Below are 18,030 nucleotides of genomic sequence, written 5' to 3' on the forward strand. Positions count from 1 at the left end.
CCGTCCAGGGAACTATCCTGCAATTGACAGACCAGAAAAATCTGGGCGTCCCCTACGGAATCGCATACAGGCGATGAAAAATAAATGCAGGCCGCAGGTCACAGGTCGCAGGTCGCCCAAAAAACGGCCAGCGGCCGCACGTAGGGGCTCGCACGTGGCGAGCCCGCTAGGGTGATTTCGCCACAGCCTGTTCTGGTATAATGGCAGGCAGTTACGAATCACGAACCATTAAATAGGACTGTCGCATGAATGTTTCTGACAGCATGCGAGGCCCTGTTTACTTTATAGTTTGTAGCACAGAGTTTGTAGTTTGCAGAGAAAACCTTTAAATTTAAAGCCATCCGCTAACAACTAACTGCTAGCCACTAACAACTTTAAAGGGCTTGTCGTCGTGCGACAAGCCCTTTTTCCTTGACGCCTTTTTTTTTCTCTTGTTATAATGGATTAACACAAAAAAACAAATACAAACATTATATGATGAGAAAAGTATGTAAGGATAAACATGAGGTGAAGTGTATGTTACCAGCAGAACGACGGCAGTTTATTTTAAACGAACTGTACAAGAACAAAGCTGTAACGGTCAATGACCTGGCCCGGCAGCTCGATGTCACGACGATGACAATCCGGCGGGATTTGCAGCATTTGGAAGAAGGCGGCTTAGTCGAAAAAAGCCACGGCGGCGCTGTTTTGGTAGAATCTTCTGTCAAAGAAGCGACGTATCGCAATCGTAAATTAGTCCACATTGAAGAAAAGCGGCGCATGGCGGCAGCGGCCTTGCCTCTTATCGAATCGTCTATGAGCATCTACCTCGATGCGGGTACGACGAATTTTGAGTTGGCTGAATTGATGGCCAAACAGCGCTGGGATAATCTGACCGTCGTGACCAATGATTTAGCCATTGCCCAGGTCCTGACTCCGGTCATGGGGCTGTATGTCATCCTCTTAGGCGGCCATATTGACGTCGAATCCAGTTCGACGTGCGGCGTCTTGGCGACCAATATGGTCCGGGCCATGCATTTCGATATCTGCTTTTTAGGGACTCAGGCCATCACGCCGGATTGGCGCATCATGACGGCCAATGCTGAGAAAATCGATGTCAAACGGGCTTGTCTTCAGGCATCGGATAAGGTCGTCCTCCTGGCAGACCATTCTAAGTTCAAGAAACATAAACTCTATTATATCCTGGACCTCTGGGATATGGATGTCCTCGTCAGTGACTATCAGGCCAGTGCAGAAGAAGCGTCCTTATTTGAAGAACACCAGGTTCAGTTTATCCGCGTTTAAGGGGGAGAGCACATGCATCATTTTGTCATCATTGCTGATGATTTTACGGGAGCCAATGATACAGGCGTCCAGCTTTGCAAGCACGGGATTCCTGTCGATGTTATCCTGGATACGGCACAGATAGAAGCCAATGGCAACAGCCTGTCCATCGACAGCGAGAGCCGCGTCGTTTCCGGCCAGGAAGCCTATGACCGCGTGTATGCGGCCGTACAGCAGGTACAGCAAACCGGTGGCTGCCGTTTTCTGTATAAGAAAGTCGATTCGACGCTGCGCGGTCATTTGCAAGAAGAAATCCGGGCTGTTGTCGATAGTTATGCGCCGGAACTCATCATCTTTGCGCCGGCTTATCCTGAGCAGGGGCGGACTGTCGAAGCGGGGCGGCTTTGCGTCCATGGGACACCGTTGCTGGATACGGAAATCGCCCGTGATCCGCGGAATCCCTTGCAGGAAGATCACGTACAACGGATTTTGTCGACGTGCCTGCAGCAGCTGGTCTGTCACTATACCCTCGATGCCATCGAGGACGATCGTCTTGACTTTACCGGATTAGCTTATTCCTTTGATACGATGGAGCAGGCGCAGCTGGAACGGATTGCCGAAAAAGCCGGTCAGACGGGGAAGAAAGTCCTGTGGATCGGTTCTGCCGGTTTGGCCCAGGGGCTATTACAGATACAGCTGCGGGAGCTCCCGGCCATGGCCGTTATTGGCAGCATCAGCAGCAAGACCATGGACCAGCTGGCGTATTGCCGGAACCGGGGCCTTCCCGTCGTGGCACTGGACATGAGGGCCCTTTATGAAAATCAGGATGGAAGGACAGCGATTCAGAAAATCGTAAACTTTTTGCAGTCTGGCCAGAGCGTGGTCCTCACGGGGGCTGCCTGCCGCCAGGATTATGAAGACTTTGCTGCCTATGGCCGGGAAAAGGGGATTTCTACGGATGAATTGGCCGAATTTACCAAACAGACCCTAAGCCGGATGGTGCCGGCTATTTTGCAGGAAACCGCCGTTAGCGGTTTGTTTTTGACCGGTGGCGATACGGCCATTGCCGTCATTTTGCAGTTAGGGGCTAGCGGGTCCCATATTGAACGGGAGATAGTGCCCGGTTTTGTGCAAGGCCGCTTGCTGGGAGGCAGCCAGGAAGGATTGCCTATCGTCACCAAAGCCGGTGCCTTTGGTACGGAAGAAGATATTTTCCGTTGTATCCAGGAACTGAAATGCAAGTAAAAAGTTTCTTTTTAGTTCTAAAATATTGTTTTATGTTATAAAATCATACGTATAGAAAAATAAAAAAGTCAGGAATGAGCGTTAGTATGCCATTCCTGGCTTTTTTTATACAATTTCATTGGAAATTGTCTGTAAAAAACGATGAAAAAATAGCATGGAGTATATAGATAAAAGCCATTGACTTATTTATGGTACCACTCTATAATTTAATTAACAAAAACAAACAAAATTAAACAAATAAAAACAGCAATAAAATTTTTATTTTGTTATATAGGAGGATATGTGATGAAATCGAATCTTGTAGGCATTACTATGGGCGACCCGGCTGGTATCGGACCGGAGATTTCCCTCAAAGCCATAGATGCTAAACCGGAGTATCAGCAATCTGTCTTGATTTATGGCAGCTATGATGTACTCCAATACTATCATCAACAGCTTCAGCTGACGACGCCGCTGGTACGCATTGAAAAGGTACAGGACTTCCAGCCAGGGAAAATCAACGTTATTTCTGTCGTCGACCTGGCTATCGGCAAAGATATTGAAATCGGGCAGGTATCGCCCCTTGCCGGTGATGCGGCGTATCAATATATTGCCAGGGCCATTTCCGATGCTTTGAAAGGCGATATCCGCGTCGTCACGACGGCTCCCTTGAATAAGGAAGCCCTCCATAAAGGCGGTCACAACTTTGACGGCCATACGGAAATCTTCGCCACCCTGACGAAGACGAAATCCTATACGATGATGCTTTGGAGCGAACGCATGTCTGTCGTCCACGTATCGACACATTGCTCTTTACGGGAAGCCTGTGACAGAGCGACGAAAGGCAGAGTATTGGAATGTGTTCATCTGGCCGATGGTGCAATGAAACAATTGGGGATTGAAAAGCCCCGCATTGCCGTTGCTGGCTTGAATCCGCACAGCGGCGAAGCCGGTCTCTTTGGCCGGGAAGAAATCGATGAAATCATCCCGGCCGTCCAGGCGGCCCAGCAGGAAGGCCTGAATGTCGATGGCCCGGTCCCGCCGGATACGGTCTTCTTGAAAGCCTATAACGGCGTTTACGACATCGTCGTTGCCATGTATCATGACCAGGGCCATATCCCCATGAAAATGGTGGCTTTTGATTCCGGCGTCAATGTCACGCTGGGCCTTCCCATCATCCGGACCTCCGTCGACCATGGAACGGCCTTCGATATCGCCGGCAAGGGCATCGCCAAGGCAGACAGCATGTGCTATGCCGTCGATTTAGGGAAACGATTTGCAGAACATTAAATTTTACATATATTCACAAAGGAGCGATATTCATTATGTTTAAAGCAGAAGGTTTGATTACCCCCGTCGTTACGGCACTGACGGAAACGGAAGAATTCAACAAAAAGGAATACCAGGCTTTTATCGACCATTTGATTCAGGCCGGCGTCCATGGTATCTTCCCGTTGGGGACGAATGGCGAATTCTATGCATTTTCGGCTAAAGAAAAACTGGAAATCATCGAAGCCGCCGTCGAAGCCGTCCAGGGCCGCGTTCCCGTCTATGCCGGTACGGGCTGCGTTACGACGAAAGAAACGATTGAATTGTCGAAAGCAGTCCAGCAGATGGGCGGCGTCGACTGCTTATCCGTCATCACCCCGTATTTTGTAAAGGCTTCCCAGGCGGATATGATTGAACATTACAGCGCTATTGCCGAAGCCGTGGATATGCCGATTTTGTTGTACAACATCCCGGCACGGACGGGTAATTCCATTGATTGGAAAACGGTCAAGACGTTGGCAAAATATGAAAACATCATCGGCATTAAAGATTCGAGCGGCAACTTCGACAATATGCTGAAATACATCGAAAACACAGATCCCCGCCTTAACGTATTGGCTGGCAGTGACTCCCTCATCCTCTGGGCTCTCATGGCTGGTGGTACCGGTGCCATTTCGGGCTGCTCCAATGTCTTCCCGGAATTGATGGTCAGCATCTATAACTACTGGAAAGAAGGCAACATCGAAAAGGCTAATGAATCGCAGAAGAAAATCCGCGCTTTCCGCAATGTCATGCAGATGGGCAACCCGAATTCGGTCGTCAAATTAGCTGTCAACATGCGCGGCTATCACGTAGGTCCGGCTCGCCAGCCGTCGAACTGCACGGATCCGGCTATTAAAAAAGCACTGGAAGACGTCTTCAAACTGTACAATTAATTGCACATAATTAGGAGGTGCTGCCCTTATGGGAGCTGTAACGTTTACGACCGGGGAAACTGCGTTTATTCTCGGTATGGTATTTATCTACATTGCTATTACAAGCTGGCTCAGTGTCAAGCTGCGCAGTAAGACGAGTGGTGAATTCATGAATGCAGCCAAGACCATGCCGGCATTAATCGTAGCTGTTTTGCTGATGACCGAATTCATCGGGGCTAAATCGACGGTTGGTACGGCAGAATCGGCTTTTAAATACGGTATGGCCGCTTCGTGGTCCGTTATTGCTGCGTCAGTAGGCTATTTATTGTATGGTTTGTTCTTCGTCAAAAAATTATATCGGTCCGGTTCGTTTACGATTTCCGGTGCCATTGCCCAGAAATACGGTCATTCGACGCAGCTCATTGTCTCCGTCATCATGATTGCCGCTTTGCTGCTGGTCAATGTAGGGAACTACATCAGCGGGGCAGCTGCCTTGACTCGTATCATGCATGTCAATATTCCTATGGCCATGCTCATTATTGCCGTAGTCAGTACGTTCTATTATGTCTTAGGCGGGATGAAGGGCGTTGCCTACGTCACAGTTATCCATGCTTTTATGAAGTATCTGGGGGTCATCATCGTCATTGCCGTGGCCTTATCGCTTACTGGCGGCATCCAGCCGATTGTCGATGACCTGCCTGATTTCTATTTTACCTGGGATGGTCATATTGGAGCGAATACTGTTTTTGCCTGGATTATCGCGACGTCTGGTTCTATCTTCTCTACACAGTTCGTCATGCAGGCTATTTCTTCCACGAAGAGTGCCCATGAAGCACAGAAGGCCTGCCTCTACTCGGTCATTCTTTGCCTGCCCCTCGGTTTGATTCTGGCCGGCATCGGCGTCTGCGCCCGCTTCTTGTATCCGGATATGCAGGCTTTGTACGCCCTGCCTGTCTTCATCCAGCATATGCCGCTGTTCTTGTCGGCCATCGTTACGACGTCCATCGTCGCCGCTGTATTCGTCAGTGTCAGTACCGTCGCCTTGGGGATTGCATCCCTCGTCGTAGCCGACTTCTATGTCCCTAAATTTAAACCGGCTCCGGAAAAACAGTTAAAGATGACGCGCTATATTTCAATCGTCATCGGCTTCCTGCCCCTGCTCTTCGTCTTCGGCGTTCCGGAAATCCTGAAACTTTCCTTCTTTACGCGGGCCTTGCGCCTGACCATTTCGGTCGTCGCTGTCCTCGGTTTCTACCTGCCCTTCTTCAACAGCACGCGTGGTGCCAATATCGGCCTCATCGTATCGGCTGTCGGCACGGCTGTCTGGTACATCTTGGACAATCCCTTCGGTATTGACAATATCTACATTGCCCTTATCATACCGGCTGTGGTTATGTTCTTCGAAAAAGTGCTGACCGGTGGTTCGGGCCCTATCGACGTAGTACCCGCTGAAACGGGCGCTGGTGAAGGCGTTCAAACTGTGAATGCTGAGTCTCAGACAGGTCATGATGATAAATAAATAAGGAGATGTAAGGCATGATTGTCGGAACGATTCATACGATTCAAAACGAAATGTTGTTATATCCGGCGGCGATTCAAAAGGGAATACAATATTTATTGTCAGCGAATCTGGACGAATTGCAGCCTGGAACGATTTATCCCATCGAAGGCGATGCGATTTTTGCCAAAGCTTCGGAGTATATGACCGAACCCGTCTCCCAGCGGGCTGCGGAACGGCATGAAAAATTTATCGATATTCAGTATATCCTGTCGGGAAGTGAAAAAATAGGGATCGGCCGCGTCGAAACGGCCGGCCCCGTCAAAGAAGATGCCCTGGCTTCTAAGGACTTCATGAAATATAATACGATTGACGATGAGGTTTTCGTTACGTTGACACCTGGAACCTTTGTCATCTGCTATCCTTGGGATGTACATCGTGCAAACTGCAATCCGGAAAACGTTCCGGTTCATGTTAAGAAGATATTAGTCAAGGTTGCTGTCGATTCGCTGCAGCAGCCATAGGAGGAGAACATGGAAACTACATTTGATGGCGTTATTCGAGAAAATAAACAAGCTGGTTATCAGGAGGCTTTTATTCCTTCTGAAAATCCACAGAACCATGCGTCGAATTTATTGGAACTTTCCAATGGCGATTTATTATGTGTCTGGTTTTCAGGGACCCAGGAAGGGGTCAGTGACATTTCTGTCTTCCTGTCGCGCTTGAATCGCGGCGAATCGTCCTGGTCGAAACCGATGCAGTTGTCTTTTGATACGACCCGGTCAGAACAGAATCCGGTTTTATTTGAAGACCCCGATGGTATTCTGTGGCTCTTGTATACGGCTCAGAAAGCAGGGAATCAGGATACGGCCTTCGTCCGTTATCGTCAGTCCAAGGACAAAGGCTATACGTGGTCTGAAATCAAACCGTTGATTGAAGAACCGGGGACGTTTATCCGCCAGCCTATTACGGTGCTCCCCAATGGTGACTGGGTATTACCGATTTTCCGATGCGCCGTCCAGCCTGGCGAAAAATGGGTAGGCGATCATGATACGTCGGCTGTCAAAGTATCTCATGATAAAGGCAAGACTTGGGAAGAAGTGACGGTCCCGAGCAGTGTCGGCTGTGTCCATATGTGCATCAATGTGTTGCCTGATGGAACCTATGTGGCGCTGTACCGCAGCCGCTGGGCCGATCACATCTATCGCAGCGAATCGAAAGATGGCATCCACTGGACGGAACCCCAGGCTTTATCGCTGCCCAATAACAACTCATCGATTCAGGCCACTTGTTTGAATGATGGCAAACTGGCTATGGTATTCAACAATATCAATGCCAATGACAGTGAACAGCGCCGGGCTTCCTTGTATGATGAAATTGAAGACGACGTCGTCACTGATGAAGAACGCCGGGTCTTATCGGATGTTCCCCAGGACCCGAAAGGGCGCAAAGCGGTCTGGGGTATCCCGCGGGCGCCGATGACCGTAGCTATTTCGGAAGATGGCGGCAAGACCTGGCCCTATATCCGGAATATCCAGGAAGGCGATGGCAGCTGCCTGAGCAATAATTCCGTCGAAAAGAAGAATCGTGAACTATCTTATCCGTCGATTAAGCAGGGGAAAGATGGCAAGATTCATGTAACCTATACGTATTATCGGCAGACGATAAAATATGTTTGCCTGACGGAAGAATGGATTAAAGGGAATCACTAAGGAGGCTTTTATACTATGAAACAATGTCAGTTGACCATTCCGGGCGTGGTTTATGCCGGCCCTGGTAGTGTAGAAAAAATCAATGAAGTATTGCAGCGGGAAAAGGCACAGTCCGTCTTGCTGTTTACCGATAAGGCAGTCCGAGGAGCGGGCCTTACGAAACGGGTCGAAGAAATCTGCTCGGCTGTAAAATTGACGGTTATCGACGATTTGGTTTCGGAACCTTCCTACCAGGATGTGGAACGCGTCATCGATGAAGTCAGTGTTGCCAATATCGACTTGGTCATTGGTGTAGGCGGCGGCAGCGTCATGGATGCGGCTAAGCTGGCCAGCATCGTCATCGGTGCCGACTATGGCGTCCGCGACTTGCTGAAAGATCCGACGATTGCCAAGAAATATATCAAATCCCTGATGATCCCGACGACTTGCGGAACCGGTTCGGAAGCAACCTGCAATTCCATTGTCGCCATCCCGGAAGAACAGTCTAAACAAGGCATCGTCAATAATTGCATGATTCCGGACTATGTCATCCTCGACGCCGAAATGATCCGCCATTTGCCGCCAAAAGTCCTGGCTGCCACTGGCGTCGATGCCCTGGCTCACGTCGTCGAATGTTTTACGTCAAACAAGGCGACGATTCTCAGCGATACCTATGCGATTGAAGGGGCCAAGAAGATTTTCCATAACATCCGTGAAGCCTATGCGGATGGCGATAATATGGATGCCAAGACGGAAATGCTCATCGGCGCTTTTTACGGTGGTGTTGCCATTACCGGTTCCGGTACGACCGCTGTCCATGCCCTCTCCTATCCGTTAGGCGGCAAATACCACATTGCCCATGGTGTTTCCAATGCTATCCTGATTGCGCATGTCATGGAATTCAACAAAGATGCCTGCACAGAACGGCTGGCCGCTCTCTGCGATGCCGTCTATCCTGAAAAATATGCAGAAACAGCCGACAGCAAAGCAGATTATATCATTGCTGAAATCAAAGATGTCGTAGCCAAAGTCCATATCCCGACAAAACTCGACGAATTCGGCGTCAAAAAAGAAGACCTCGATTTCCTGGTAAAAGCCGGAAGCCAGCAGACCCGTCTCTTAGTCAACAACTGCAAGGAATTGTCCCTGGACGATATCCGTTATCTTTACGAAAAATTATTTTAACTCGATTTGCTAAACACATAAGGGACTGTCGCACGTGTGACAGTCCCTTTTTTGACAAATTTTATATTTTTAGCTATACTGAATCAAGGTGTTGCCAAACGGCAGGCGGTTAATCAAGCCCCAGAAATGGGGTGAAGCCCATGGATAACTTTGTAATAAAAAAATAATCGCCTTGCAGCTCCACAACTCTAGGCGATTACTTCGTTAAACAATGGGGCTGACCGTTTCCGGGCAACACCTTTTTCTATATGTAGCATAACATAAATGACGATAATCGTCAATGTTCCCGTTTCTTTCGTTCCTGGAGAATAATCATTGAATGAAGTCGCCAATGCAACGAAAGTTTTTTCGTTGCATTGGCGTTACATTTTTGATTCGCTAAAACAGGAAACGAAGTAAACGAAAATAAAATGCTCTCTTTTATCGGTGATGAGAAAATAAACGCAGGCCGCAGGCGGCCGGTTGCAGGTCGCAAAAAGCGGCCAGCGGCCGCACGTAGGGGCTCGCACGTGGCGAGCCCGCTAGGGAGATTTCGCCACAGCCCATTCGAGTATAATGGCAGGTTTTACGAATTATGAGCCACGAGCTACTAACAACTAGCCACTCAAAAAGGCGCTGTCTTCGTGCGACAGCGCCTTTTTACTCACGGCATACTGATCCCTTCCTGGTGGTTCATGGAGAAGCCGCCTTTTTCTACGTCGTCGAAGTCGAGGGACGGGTCGTATTCTGGAAGTTTGGTCAAGCGTTTGACCAGGCCGAAGGGCTTTTTCAGGGAGAGTTTATCTCCTTTGCCCGAGAGGACCCAGAGGACTTTGTAGCCTTTGGGCGGCGTCTGGAGTTTTTCTTCGCCTTTGCCGTCGGTGAAGTAGACGACGAGGTCGACGCGCTGTGTATTGGCATAGGCGAAGACCGGGGAATAGGCTGTGCCGCCGCGGATGTCCAGGCGGCCGCGGACGTCGTCTATAGTGCGGATGCGGTAGGTGCGACGGATTTCATCGTCACATTCGGCGACGATGATTTCATGGTTGTAGCAGCGGACCAGGTGCAGGACTTCGCCGATGGCCTGGCGGAATTCGGCGTCGGTGATGCTGCCGCTGATGTCCAGGCCGATGAGGATTTTGGCCGTATGGGAGCGCAGGCAGCCCGGCAGGTCCAGCCGTTCTGGCTGGCGGCGGTTGCGGCGCATGGTCGTCTTTTTCCAGGTGCTGGTGACGGAGCCGACGAGCTTCTTCAGGTACCAGTGCCAGGGCAGATCTTCCTGGGCATCTTTCAGGGCTGCAATCATGCTTTCCAGATAGTTCGACAGTTCGCCTTTGCATGACGCGTCGATGTATTTTTCTGTGAATTTGCGCAGCGTCTCTTCGTCGATGTCGTCGCCTTCGTCCCATAAATCATGGGTCTTGGCCGGGTCGTAGGACACGGCGATGGATTCGTCGGAATCGCTGTCCGATTCGGGCAGGTCCTTCTTGTCGGTCCGCAGGTCCAGGGCGCCTTGAATCTTATCGACGTAGTATTCCAGGCTTTCAAAGGGCTTTAATAGCAGGGCATAGTTCATGTTCACCCATTCCAGGGTCGTCGAGAAGGGCGGCAGGTGGTCGAGGTAGGTGTTGACGACGACGTCCATGGCCAGATTGACGGCCAGCTTGCTGTATTGCTGCCGCAGTTCTTTGGCCCGGATGAGGTGGAGCGATACGACGTGGAGGATTTCGTGCTTGATGGTGCTCTCCATCTGTTCCGGCGACAGGGGCAGGAAGAGCATGGGGTTGAAATAGAGGTGATACCGCGTCCCCTTGAAGTTGGTCCCCGTCGGTGAAGCCATGTCGAAGCGGATGTCCTTGACCATTTGGAAGAGGAAATAGCCGAAGAAATTGTCTTTGTCTTCCATCAAGTGACCGGTGATGCGGTCCAGGAAGGCGTAGAATTTCTTTTGGAAATCGGCCGGCACGTCCGGGACGCTCCCTGTCCGGCGCTGTTCGGCGAGGACGGCGTCGGCTACGATAGATGCCTGCTGATAGAGTAGATTGGCCGCAATGGGCAGTGACTGTTCCATAAGCTGTTATCGCAGGGAGCGGAAGGCGGCGAAGTAGCTGTCGATGAAGTCGTCGTTATCCAAAGCGCAGGCATAGACTTTGGGGTTGGCGGATTTCATGTCCTTCATGACGCCGAGGCGCAGGTCGACCGGGTAGAGGGCCAGGAAGGCTACGAAGCGGGACAGGAGCGCCTGGGCCTGGCTGTCGTCGAGGCGGAGTTCATGTTCCAGCTGTTTAAGGATATTCTTGGCAGCCAGATAGAGGCGGGTGTGGCTTTCGCTGGCAATCCGGCTGGACAGGGCCGGGGCCAGGGACGGTCCGCCGAAGACGTCGTCATAAGCGATGAGGGGCTGGGCGTCGGACGTGACGAAATGGACGAATTCCTGGGCGATGAGTTTGCCGACGTTGCCGCGGATGACGTTGTAGAAGACGCCCTGCGGGATGGCCGACGGGTCCTGTTTATAAATGTAGTACAGCTTGGAAATGCGTTCGTAACTGCGCGGCGTCGCATTGATATCGTCTTCGTTGGTCTTGTCCAGGTATTCCGGGAAGGTGGAAATGAATTCCATGACTTTTTCTTCGATGCCCGCTGTCGAGGCCCAATCGAGCCACTGCAGGTAATCGGCTTCCATATACAGCCAGACGAAGCGGTTCTGCTGGGCCGCATCCATTTCGACGACTTCGTAGTCGTAGGAATCGGCCGGGTTCATGGCGGCGATGATATGGACTGACGGTGATAAGACGTAACCGTTGATTTCACGGTTGAGGATGAGGTTCATCAGTTCCTGCTGGACGGCGTGGTCGCAGCGGTTGATTTCGTCGATGAACAAGAGGACCGTCTTGCCCTTGGCGATTTCTTCGTCGATTTTGCGGAGTTTATGGTGAACGGCGTAAATCGTCGTGCCCGCTTCGACCGTAGGCAGGCCGCCGATTTCCCCTTCTTTGAGGAGGTTGCCGTCGATGCCGACGAGGCTCCAGTCGTTCTTGGCAGCCAGTTCCCGGGCCAGGGAGGTCTTGCCGATACCCGTTTCGCCGACGAGCAGTGGGACTTCGCCGGCTTTGAGGACTAATTCTACGCTTTTGAAAGTATCTGTAAAGTTCATGATTTCGCTCCTATTTCAATGTCAATTTTTCATCTACTGTGATGCGGCGGGCCTTCTTGCTGCCGCAATCGTCGACGAGGAGGACTTTATCAGCCGGCGTCAGGTCGACGGCGCTGCAGGTAATGAAGTTGCGGACGTAGTCTTCCGGCACGTCATCCCGGGACAAGACGGCCTTGAAGGTGTTGCGCCAGTCATCGGGCGTCAGGGAAATGCCCTTGGGCATATATTTGCTGACCAGGACGTTGCGGCTGAGGAAGTGGAGGAACTCTTCTTTGCTGATGTCCGGGATGAGGCGGATGGCCTGTTCATTTTCGCTGATGGCCAGTTCTTTCGCTTCTTCTGTCGGTTTTTCGATGTAGCGCAGGGCTTCGTAATTGCCGCGGATGGCAGCCAGCTGGACGGCCGGTGTCGGATGCTGGATGTATTTGATGGCGTCGTAATTCTTTTCTACGGCCCGCAGCTGCAGGTCTTCGTCCGGGTCTTTGACATATTTGATGGCCCAGCCGGACTGTTCCAGGGCGGCGTCGATGAGTTCCGGTGACGGATTTTTGATATAGCTCAAGTTGTTCCAGCCGGACTGGACGGCTTGCAGGAGCATGTCTTCCGAGGGATGGTCGATGAATTGGATGGCCCGCGCCGTGTTGGCGACGGCGGCTTTCTGGACGGCTTCGGAAGGATGCTTGATGTATTGCAGGGCCAGGCCGTTCATCTGGACAGCCAGGAGCTGCATTTCTTCCGACGGATTTTCGATGCGGTCGATTACATAGGGATTGTTGCGGATCATATTCATATATTTTTCATTCGTCATGTCAGGTCCCCTTCATTTCATATAATAAAGATTCATTGCCTCTATTATACAATAGCTGCGGGCCGGAGGGAAATATTTTAAGTGGCTGGTGGTTAGCAGCTAGTGGCCAGGGGATGGTTTTAAATTTTTTACCATTTGCTGCAAACTTAAAACTCAAAAAGGGGCTGTCGCACATGCGACAGCCCCTTTTCTGTAAACGATGTTGATAGAGAAACCTCTCAGTCAGCTTCGCTGACAGCTCTCCTATAAGGAGAGCCACTGCGAGCCACTAGCCACGAGCCACTAATCCTTCTGCGGCGTGAGGGCGGCAAAGTGATGCAGGGCCGTGTACATGTCGCGGACGTTTTTGAACTGGACCGTGTCGATCTTGACGGCATAGTCTGTTCCATCGGGCCGGTAGACCTTGGTCAGATCGGCTTTCAGGTCGTATGTCCCTTTGCGCTTGTTGGCGTGCAGGGCCGCTTTGTATTCGTTGATCTGGTGGATTTCCTGGCCCATCTGGAAGACCAGGTCGTCGCGGATGCCGGCGTATTTTTCGACGTACAGCGTCAGGTTCATGTTTTCGATGCTGTTTGGATAGTCCATGGTCTGCATGGCCCGGAGGGAATCCATATCGGCATAGACGATGCCGTCCGGGCTGGTGCTGATGACCCGGTAACGGCTGGGATTATTGACTAGGGTCTGGGAATCCATGGCATTGGCTGTCAGGCAGCCCAGGGCCAGGAGCAGGGACGCGCAGAGTGTCGTCATTTTTTTCATCATAATGATTCATCCTTTCTTGTATTTGATAAGTTAATCGTTTATTCTTATTATACCATGAGGGCCTCGTCTACTACAAGCGGACGGAAACGGGCCGCATCGAAATCGATGGGAGCGAAGTCGTCCCATGTGTATACATAAAATGCCCACTTTTTTCTTGATAAAAATTTTGAAATATCATAAAATTATCTTATGGAAAACGCAAAGAAAGGAAAGGGTGCTATGTTAGATTTTCGTATCCATACATTTTTGTGCGTTTGCCGTCACATGAACTATACCCGGGCTGCTGCGGAACTGCACATCACACAGCCTGCCGTTTCTCAGCATATTCGCTATTTAGAACGCGAATACGGGACCAAACTCTTTAGTTACAAGGGGAAACACCTGCAGCTGACCCAGGCTGGTCACATCCTTTGGAATGCCGTGACTGCCATCAGCCATGACGATGCCATCTTGAAAGAGCATCTCCGTGATTTGCAGCATAACCGCTCCTTGTCTTTTGGTGCGACGCCAACGGCTGGCGTGGGGATTCTCGATAAGTTGGCTGACCTGCTCAAGCATAACGACGATATGAATCTCCGCATGGAAATTGCCGATGCTGAAAAACTGCTCCAGTCCCTGGATGATGGTGCCATTGATTTCGCCATCGTCGAAAGCTCCTTTGACCAGGGGTGCTATGAATCGCTCTTATTTTCTAATGAACCGATTGTCGCTGTCTGCGGCACAGGCTATGAAGCGCCGGAGGAAATGACACTGTCTGAACTCATGCGCTATCGGGTCATCGTCCGCGAACGCCATGCCGGCGCCCGCCGGATTTTAGAACATAAGCTGGCAGAACAGGGGTACACACTGGAACATTTCCCGGCCCGCTATGAAGTAGGCAGCTTGTCAGCCGTCAAAGGGCTGGCCTGCCGCGACTGCGGTATTGCATTTCTATATGAAAAATCGGTTCAGAAAGAACTGGCTGACGGGACGCTGCGGCGCATTGTCGTCAAGGATTTTTCCGTCATGCACGCATTTTCATTCTTGTGGCGCAAAGGCAGCATGTATCGCGCTTTATTCACACAGATATACGACCAGTTGAAGGACTGAGTCCTATACGTGCTACTTTTTATTTCTCATACATTTTGAAAGGGTGAAGAGAACATGTTATATTCAACAGAAGTTAAGAATATGTGTCCCGTCACGAAAGGCGCATATCACGGACCGGCACCGATTCCGGAAGAAGGCGAATGGGTACAGGTAAAGGAAATCAAAGATGTAAGCGGTCTGACCCACGGTGTAGGCTGGTGTGCTCCGCAGCAGGGCGCCTGCAAGCTGACCCTCAACGTCAAAGACGGCATCATCGAAGAAGCCCTCGTTGAAACTATCGGCTGTTCCGGCATGACTCATTCTGCTGCTATGGCTTCGGAAATCCTTCCGGGCAAAACGCTTCTTGAAGCCCTCAACACCGACCTGGTCTGCGATGCTATCAACGTCGCTATGCGCCAGCTCTTTCTCCAGATCGTCTATGGCCGTACCCAGACGGCATTCTCCGAAGGCGGTCTCCCCATCGGCGCCAGCCTGGACGACCTCGGCAAAGGCCTGCGCAGCCAGACCGGCACCATGTTCGGTACGAAAGCCAAAGGCACGCGTTATCTGGAAATGACCGAAGGCTATGTCACCCGCATGGCACTCGATGAAGACAACCAGGTCATCGGCTATGAATTCATCCACCTCGGCAAAATGATGGAAGCCATCAAGAAAGGCGTTGAACCGGCAAAAGCCATGGAAGACGCAAAAGGCCATTATGGCCGCTTTGAAGAAGCAGCTTCGTATATCGATCCGAGACAGCAATAGGAGGGCAAAAACATGGAATTATTTGAAAGCTACGACAGAAGAATTGATAAGATCCTCGGCGTACTGAAAGAATACGGTATCGGCAGCGTTGAAGAATGTCGCGATATCTGTGCAGCTGCCGGCTTGGATCCCTATAAAATCGTCAAAGACGTACAGCCTATCGCATTTGAAAATGCCGGCTGGGCATACACCGTTGGCGCCGCTATCGCCATCAAGACCAATGCACGCACGGCTGTAGAAGCTGCGAAAGCTATCGGCATCGGCTCCAGTCCTTCTGCATCCCCGGTTCGGTTGCTGAAGACCGCAAAGTCGGCCGCGGCCACGGCAACCTGGCAGCGATGCTCTTGCAGGATGAAACGAAATGCTTCTGCTTCCTCGCAGGCCACGAATCCTTTGCAGCTGCTGAAGGTGCTATCGGCATCGTCCGCAATGCCAACAAGGCTCGTAAAGTGCCTCTCCGCGTCATCCTCAACGGCCTCGGCAAAGACGCTGCTCAGATCATTTCCCGTATCAACGGCTTCACCTATGTTCAGACCCAGTTCGATTACAAAACGGGTGAACTGAACATCGTCCGTGAAATCCCGTATTCCAAGAGCGAACAGGCCAATGTCCGCTGCTTCGGTGCCGACGATGTCCGCGAAGGCGTCGCTATCATGCACCACGAAGGCGTCGACGTTTCCATTACGGGCAACTCGACCAACCCGACCCGCTTCCAGCACCCCGTTGCCGGTACATATAAGAAAGAATGTATCGAAATGGGCAAGAAATACTTCTCCGTTGCATCCGGCGGCGGCACAGGCCGTACACTCCATCCGGACAACATGGCTGCCGGCCCGGCTTCTTACGGCATGACCGATACCATGGGCCGTATGCACAGCGACGCACAGTTCGCTGGTTCTTCGTCCGTACCGGCTCACGTAGAAATGATGGGCTTCCTCGGCATGGGCAACAACCCCATGGTTGGCGCGTCCGTAGCCGTAGCTGTAGCCGTAGAAGGCGCTGCCAAAGCTGGCAAATTCTAATAAAATCCGTATGTAAAAAAAAAGAGGCTGTCGCATTAAGACAGCCTCTTTTTGAGCTTTTAAGTTTGTAGTTTTTAGTTTGCAGCAAATGGTAAAAGATTTAAAGTAATCTTCTACAAACTACAAACTCCGTACTACAAACTATAAAGTAAAAGGGGCCTTGCATGATGGCAAAAATCTTCGTGCGACAGTTCCTTTTTTGCCGTCAGCAGATGGCTTTAAATTTAAAGGTTTTCGCTAAAAACTACAAACTCCGTACTACAAGCTATAAAGTGAAAGGAATCTCGCATGATGGTATAAGCCTTCGTGCGACAATGGCCCCATACTATAAATGTGGCGAAAAAAATGGTATAATTAATTATCTATGTTACAAATTTGGGAAAGGGGTATTCCATGGATACGACAAAGAAGATAGCCGTTATGCTGGGGGTGTGCTTCATGACGTCCCTGTCGGTGGCTGGTGCGACGTTCCATCCCGGTGACAAGGGACATCAGATTACTGAAATCCAGCAGGCTTTGACGGCGCATGGTTATGATACGGATGCGGATGGCGACTATGGCGATTCGACCCAGGCCGCAGTCCGTCAGTTCCAGGCAGACCACGGACTGGATTGTGATGGCATCATCGGCGCCGCTACGTATGAAGCCCTCATGGGGGAAGCCATGCCGGAAAACAGGACTTCGCAGGGAGGGGCGGCTTCGGACGCTTTGCCGGCTGTTACGGCAGACAATGAAGTCCGCGTGATCCAGCAGGCACTGGCCAATAATGGTTATACCGTCGATGTCGATGGCGTTTTTGGCGTCGGGACGGAGCAGGCCATCCGCCAGTTCCAGGCCGACCATGGGCTGGAAACGGACGGCATCGTCGGCCAGTCGACTTTTTATGCCCTTACCGGGCAGGGCCTGCCCAACGGTCCTATCCGCCGTTTCGGCAATGGCGGATATAATGGCCTGGCCCGCGTCGAAAGTCCGGCGGCTACGCATATCCTCGACATTGCCAACCAGTATATCGGCGTTCCCTATATCTTTGGCGGTTCGACGCCGTCCGGCTTCGACTGCTCCGGCTTCACGCGCTACGTCTATTCGGCAGCCGGCATCGACTTGCCGCGCAGTGCCGACGAACAGTATGGCGTAGGTTATTCCGTTTCCATGGCTAACCTGCAGCCTGGCGACCTGGTCTTCTTCTCGACGTACGACTCGGGCATTTCCCACGTCGGCATCTATATCGGCAATCACCAGTTCATCAATGCCGCCAGCGATGGCGTCAGCATCTCCGATATGGACAGCAGTTATTGGGCTGCCCGCTACATCGGAGCCAAACGCGTCATGTAATGTCAGAAAAAATCCTACAGAAAAATCAGAATTTTTCGGCTACCGTCAGCAAAATCCGTTCCTTATAATAGAAACCGTAAATTGCGGAATTAT

The 18,030-nt window shown here is 51.1% G+C and carries 15 protein-coding genes and 1 pseudogene; 12 read left to right on the forward strand and 4 right to left on the reverse strand.

Features of this window, described 5'->3' with window-relative positions; all coding sequences use genetic code 11:
• Window positions 1-516: 516 nt before the first annotated feature.
• The 8 genes from NM10_RS00090 to NM10_RS00125 all read left to right on the forward strand — a co-directional run bounded on the left by NM10_RS00090 (window position 517) and on the right by NM10_RS00125 (window position 9,044).
• Complete coding sequence (locus tag NM10_RS00090; protein WP_020309594.1) at window positions 517-1,284, forward strand: DeoR/GlpR family DNA-binding transcription regulator; 768 nt, start codon at window positions 517-519, stop codon at window positions 1,282-1,284.
• A 12-nt stretch (window positions 1,285-1,296) separates the two neighbouring features.
• Window positions 1,297-2,508 carry a four-carbon acid sugar kinase family protein gene (locus tag NM10_RS00095; RefSeq protein ID WP_020309595.1) on the forward strand — a complete coding sequence of 404 codons (1,212 nt, stop codon included), beginning with the start codon at window positions 1,297-1,299 and terminating at the stop codon, window positions 2,506-2,508.
• Window positions 2,509-2,793: 285 nt separating this feature from the next.
• The gene (gene pdxA, locus NM10_RS00100; RefSeq protein ID WP_020309596.1) at window positions 2,794-3,777 is read left to right on the forward strand and encodes a 4-hydroxythreonine-4-phosphate dehydrogenase PdxA; all 984 of its coding nucleotides are present in this window, start codon (window positions 2,794-2,796) and stop codon (window positions 3,775-3,777) included.
• Between the two features lie 35 nt (window positions 3,778-3,812).
• Window positions 3,813-4,691, forward strand: coding sequence for a 4-hydroxy-tetrahydrodipicolinate synthase (gene dapA / locus NM10_RS00105; protein ID WP_020309597.1), 879 nt, complete (start codon window positions 3,813-3,815; stop codon window positions 4,689-4,691).
• Window positions 4,692-4,767: 76 nt separating this feature from the next.
• On the forward strand, window positions 4,768-6,189 hold the full coding sequence (locus tag NM10_RS00110) for a sodium:solute symporter family protein (protein WP_239639531.1): 1,422 nt from the start codon (window positions 4,768-4,770) through the stop codon (window positions 6,187-6,189).
• A 17-nt stretch (window positions 6,190-6,206) separates the two neighbouring features.
• Window positions 6,207-6,692, forward strand: coding sequence for a YhcH/YjgK/YiaL family protein (locus NM10_RS00115; RefSeq protein ID WP_020309599.1), 486 nt, complete (start codon window positions 6,207-6,209; stop codon window positions 6,690-6,692).
• A 9-nt stretch (window positions 6,693-6,701) separates the two neighbouring features.
• Window positions 6,702-7,880: a sialidase family protein gene (locus NM10_RS00120; RefSeq protein ID WP_020309600.1), complete on the forward strand. Its 1,179-nt coding sequence runs from the start codon at window positions 6,702-6,704 to the stop codon at window positions 7,878-7,880.
• A gap of 15 nt (window positions 7,881-7,895) precedes the next feature.
• Entirely contained in the window at window positions 7,896-9,044 is a 1,149-nt protein-coding gene (locus tag NM10_RS00125) for an iron-containing alcohol dehydrogenase (RefSeq protein WP_020309601.1), read from the forward strand.
• Between the two features lie 643 nt (window positions 9,045-9,687).
• On the opposite strand, the gene NM10_RS00130 is transcribed toward NM10_RS00125, so the two are convergent.
• From NM10_RS00130 to NM10_RS00145, 4 genes are all read right to left on the reverse strand, one after another.
• On the reverse strand, window positions 9,688-11,094 hold the full coding sequence (locus NM10_RS00130; RefSeq protein ID WP_020309602.1) for a vWA domain-containing protein: 1,407 nt from the start codon (window positions 11,092-11,094) through the stop codon (window positions 9,688-9,690).
• 6 nt (window positions 11,095-11,100) lie between these two features.
• Window positions 11,101-12,177: an AAA family ATPase gene (locus tag NM10_RS00135; protein WP_020309603.1), complete on the reverse strand. Its 1,077-nt coding sequence runs from the start codon at window positions 12,175-12,177 to the stop codon at window positions 11,101-11,103.
• Between the two features lie 10 nt (window positions 12,178-12,187).
• On the reverse strand, window positions 12,188-12,985 hold the full coding sequence (locus NM10_RS00140) for a DUF4116 domain-containing protein (protein ID WP_020309604.1): 798 nt from the start codon (window positions 12,983-12,985) through the stop codon (window positions 12,188-12,190).
• A gap of 282 nt (window positions 12,986-13,267) precedes the next feature.
• Window positions 13,268-13,747, reverse strand: coding sequence for a hypothetical protein (locus NM10_RS00145; protein WP_020309605.1), 480 nt, complete (start codon window positions 13,745-13,747; stop codon window positions 13,268-13,270).
• A gap of 219 nt (window positions 13,748-13,966) precedes the next feature.
• Here NM10_RS00145 and NM10_RS00150 point away from each other — a divergent pair, with 219 nt between their 5' ends.
• From NM10_RS00150 to NM10_RS00165, 4 genes and pseudogenes are all read left to right on the forward strand, one after another.
• Entirely contained in the window at window positions 13,967-14,836 is an 870-nt protein-coding gene (locus NM10_RS00150; RefSeq protein ID WP_020309606.1) for a LysR family transcriptional regulator, read from the forward strand.
• A 54-nt stretch (window positions 14,837-14,890) separates the two neighbouring features.
• Window positions 14,891-15,583, forward strand: a complete 693-nt coding sequence (locus tag NM10_RS00155) for an iron-sulfur cluster assembly scaffold protein (protein WP_014015341.1) — start codon at window positions 14,891-14,893, stop codon at window positions 15,581-15,583.
• A 12-nt stretch (window positions 15,584-15,595) separates the two neighbouring features.
• A pseudogene (locus NM10_RS00160) lies at window positions 15,596-16,605 on the forward strand (GGGtGRT protein).
• Between the two features lie 393 nt (window positions 16,606-16,998).
• Window positions 16,999-17,937: a C40 family peptidase gene (locus NM10_RS00165; RefSeq protein WP_239639533.1), complete on the forward strand. Its 939-nt coding sequence runs from the start codon at window positions 16,999-17,001 to the stop codon at window positions 17,935-17,937.
• The last annotated feature ends 93 nt before the right edge of the window (window positions 17,938-18,030 follow it).

Source organism: Megasphaera sp. NM10 (genome assembly GCF_000417505.1).
Lineage (GTDB): Bacteria > Bacillota > Negativicutes > Veillonellales > Megasphaeraceae > Megasphaera > Megasphaera intestinihominis.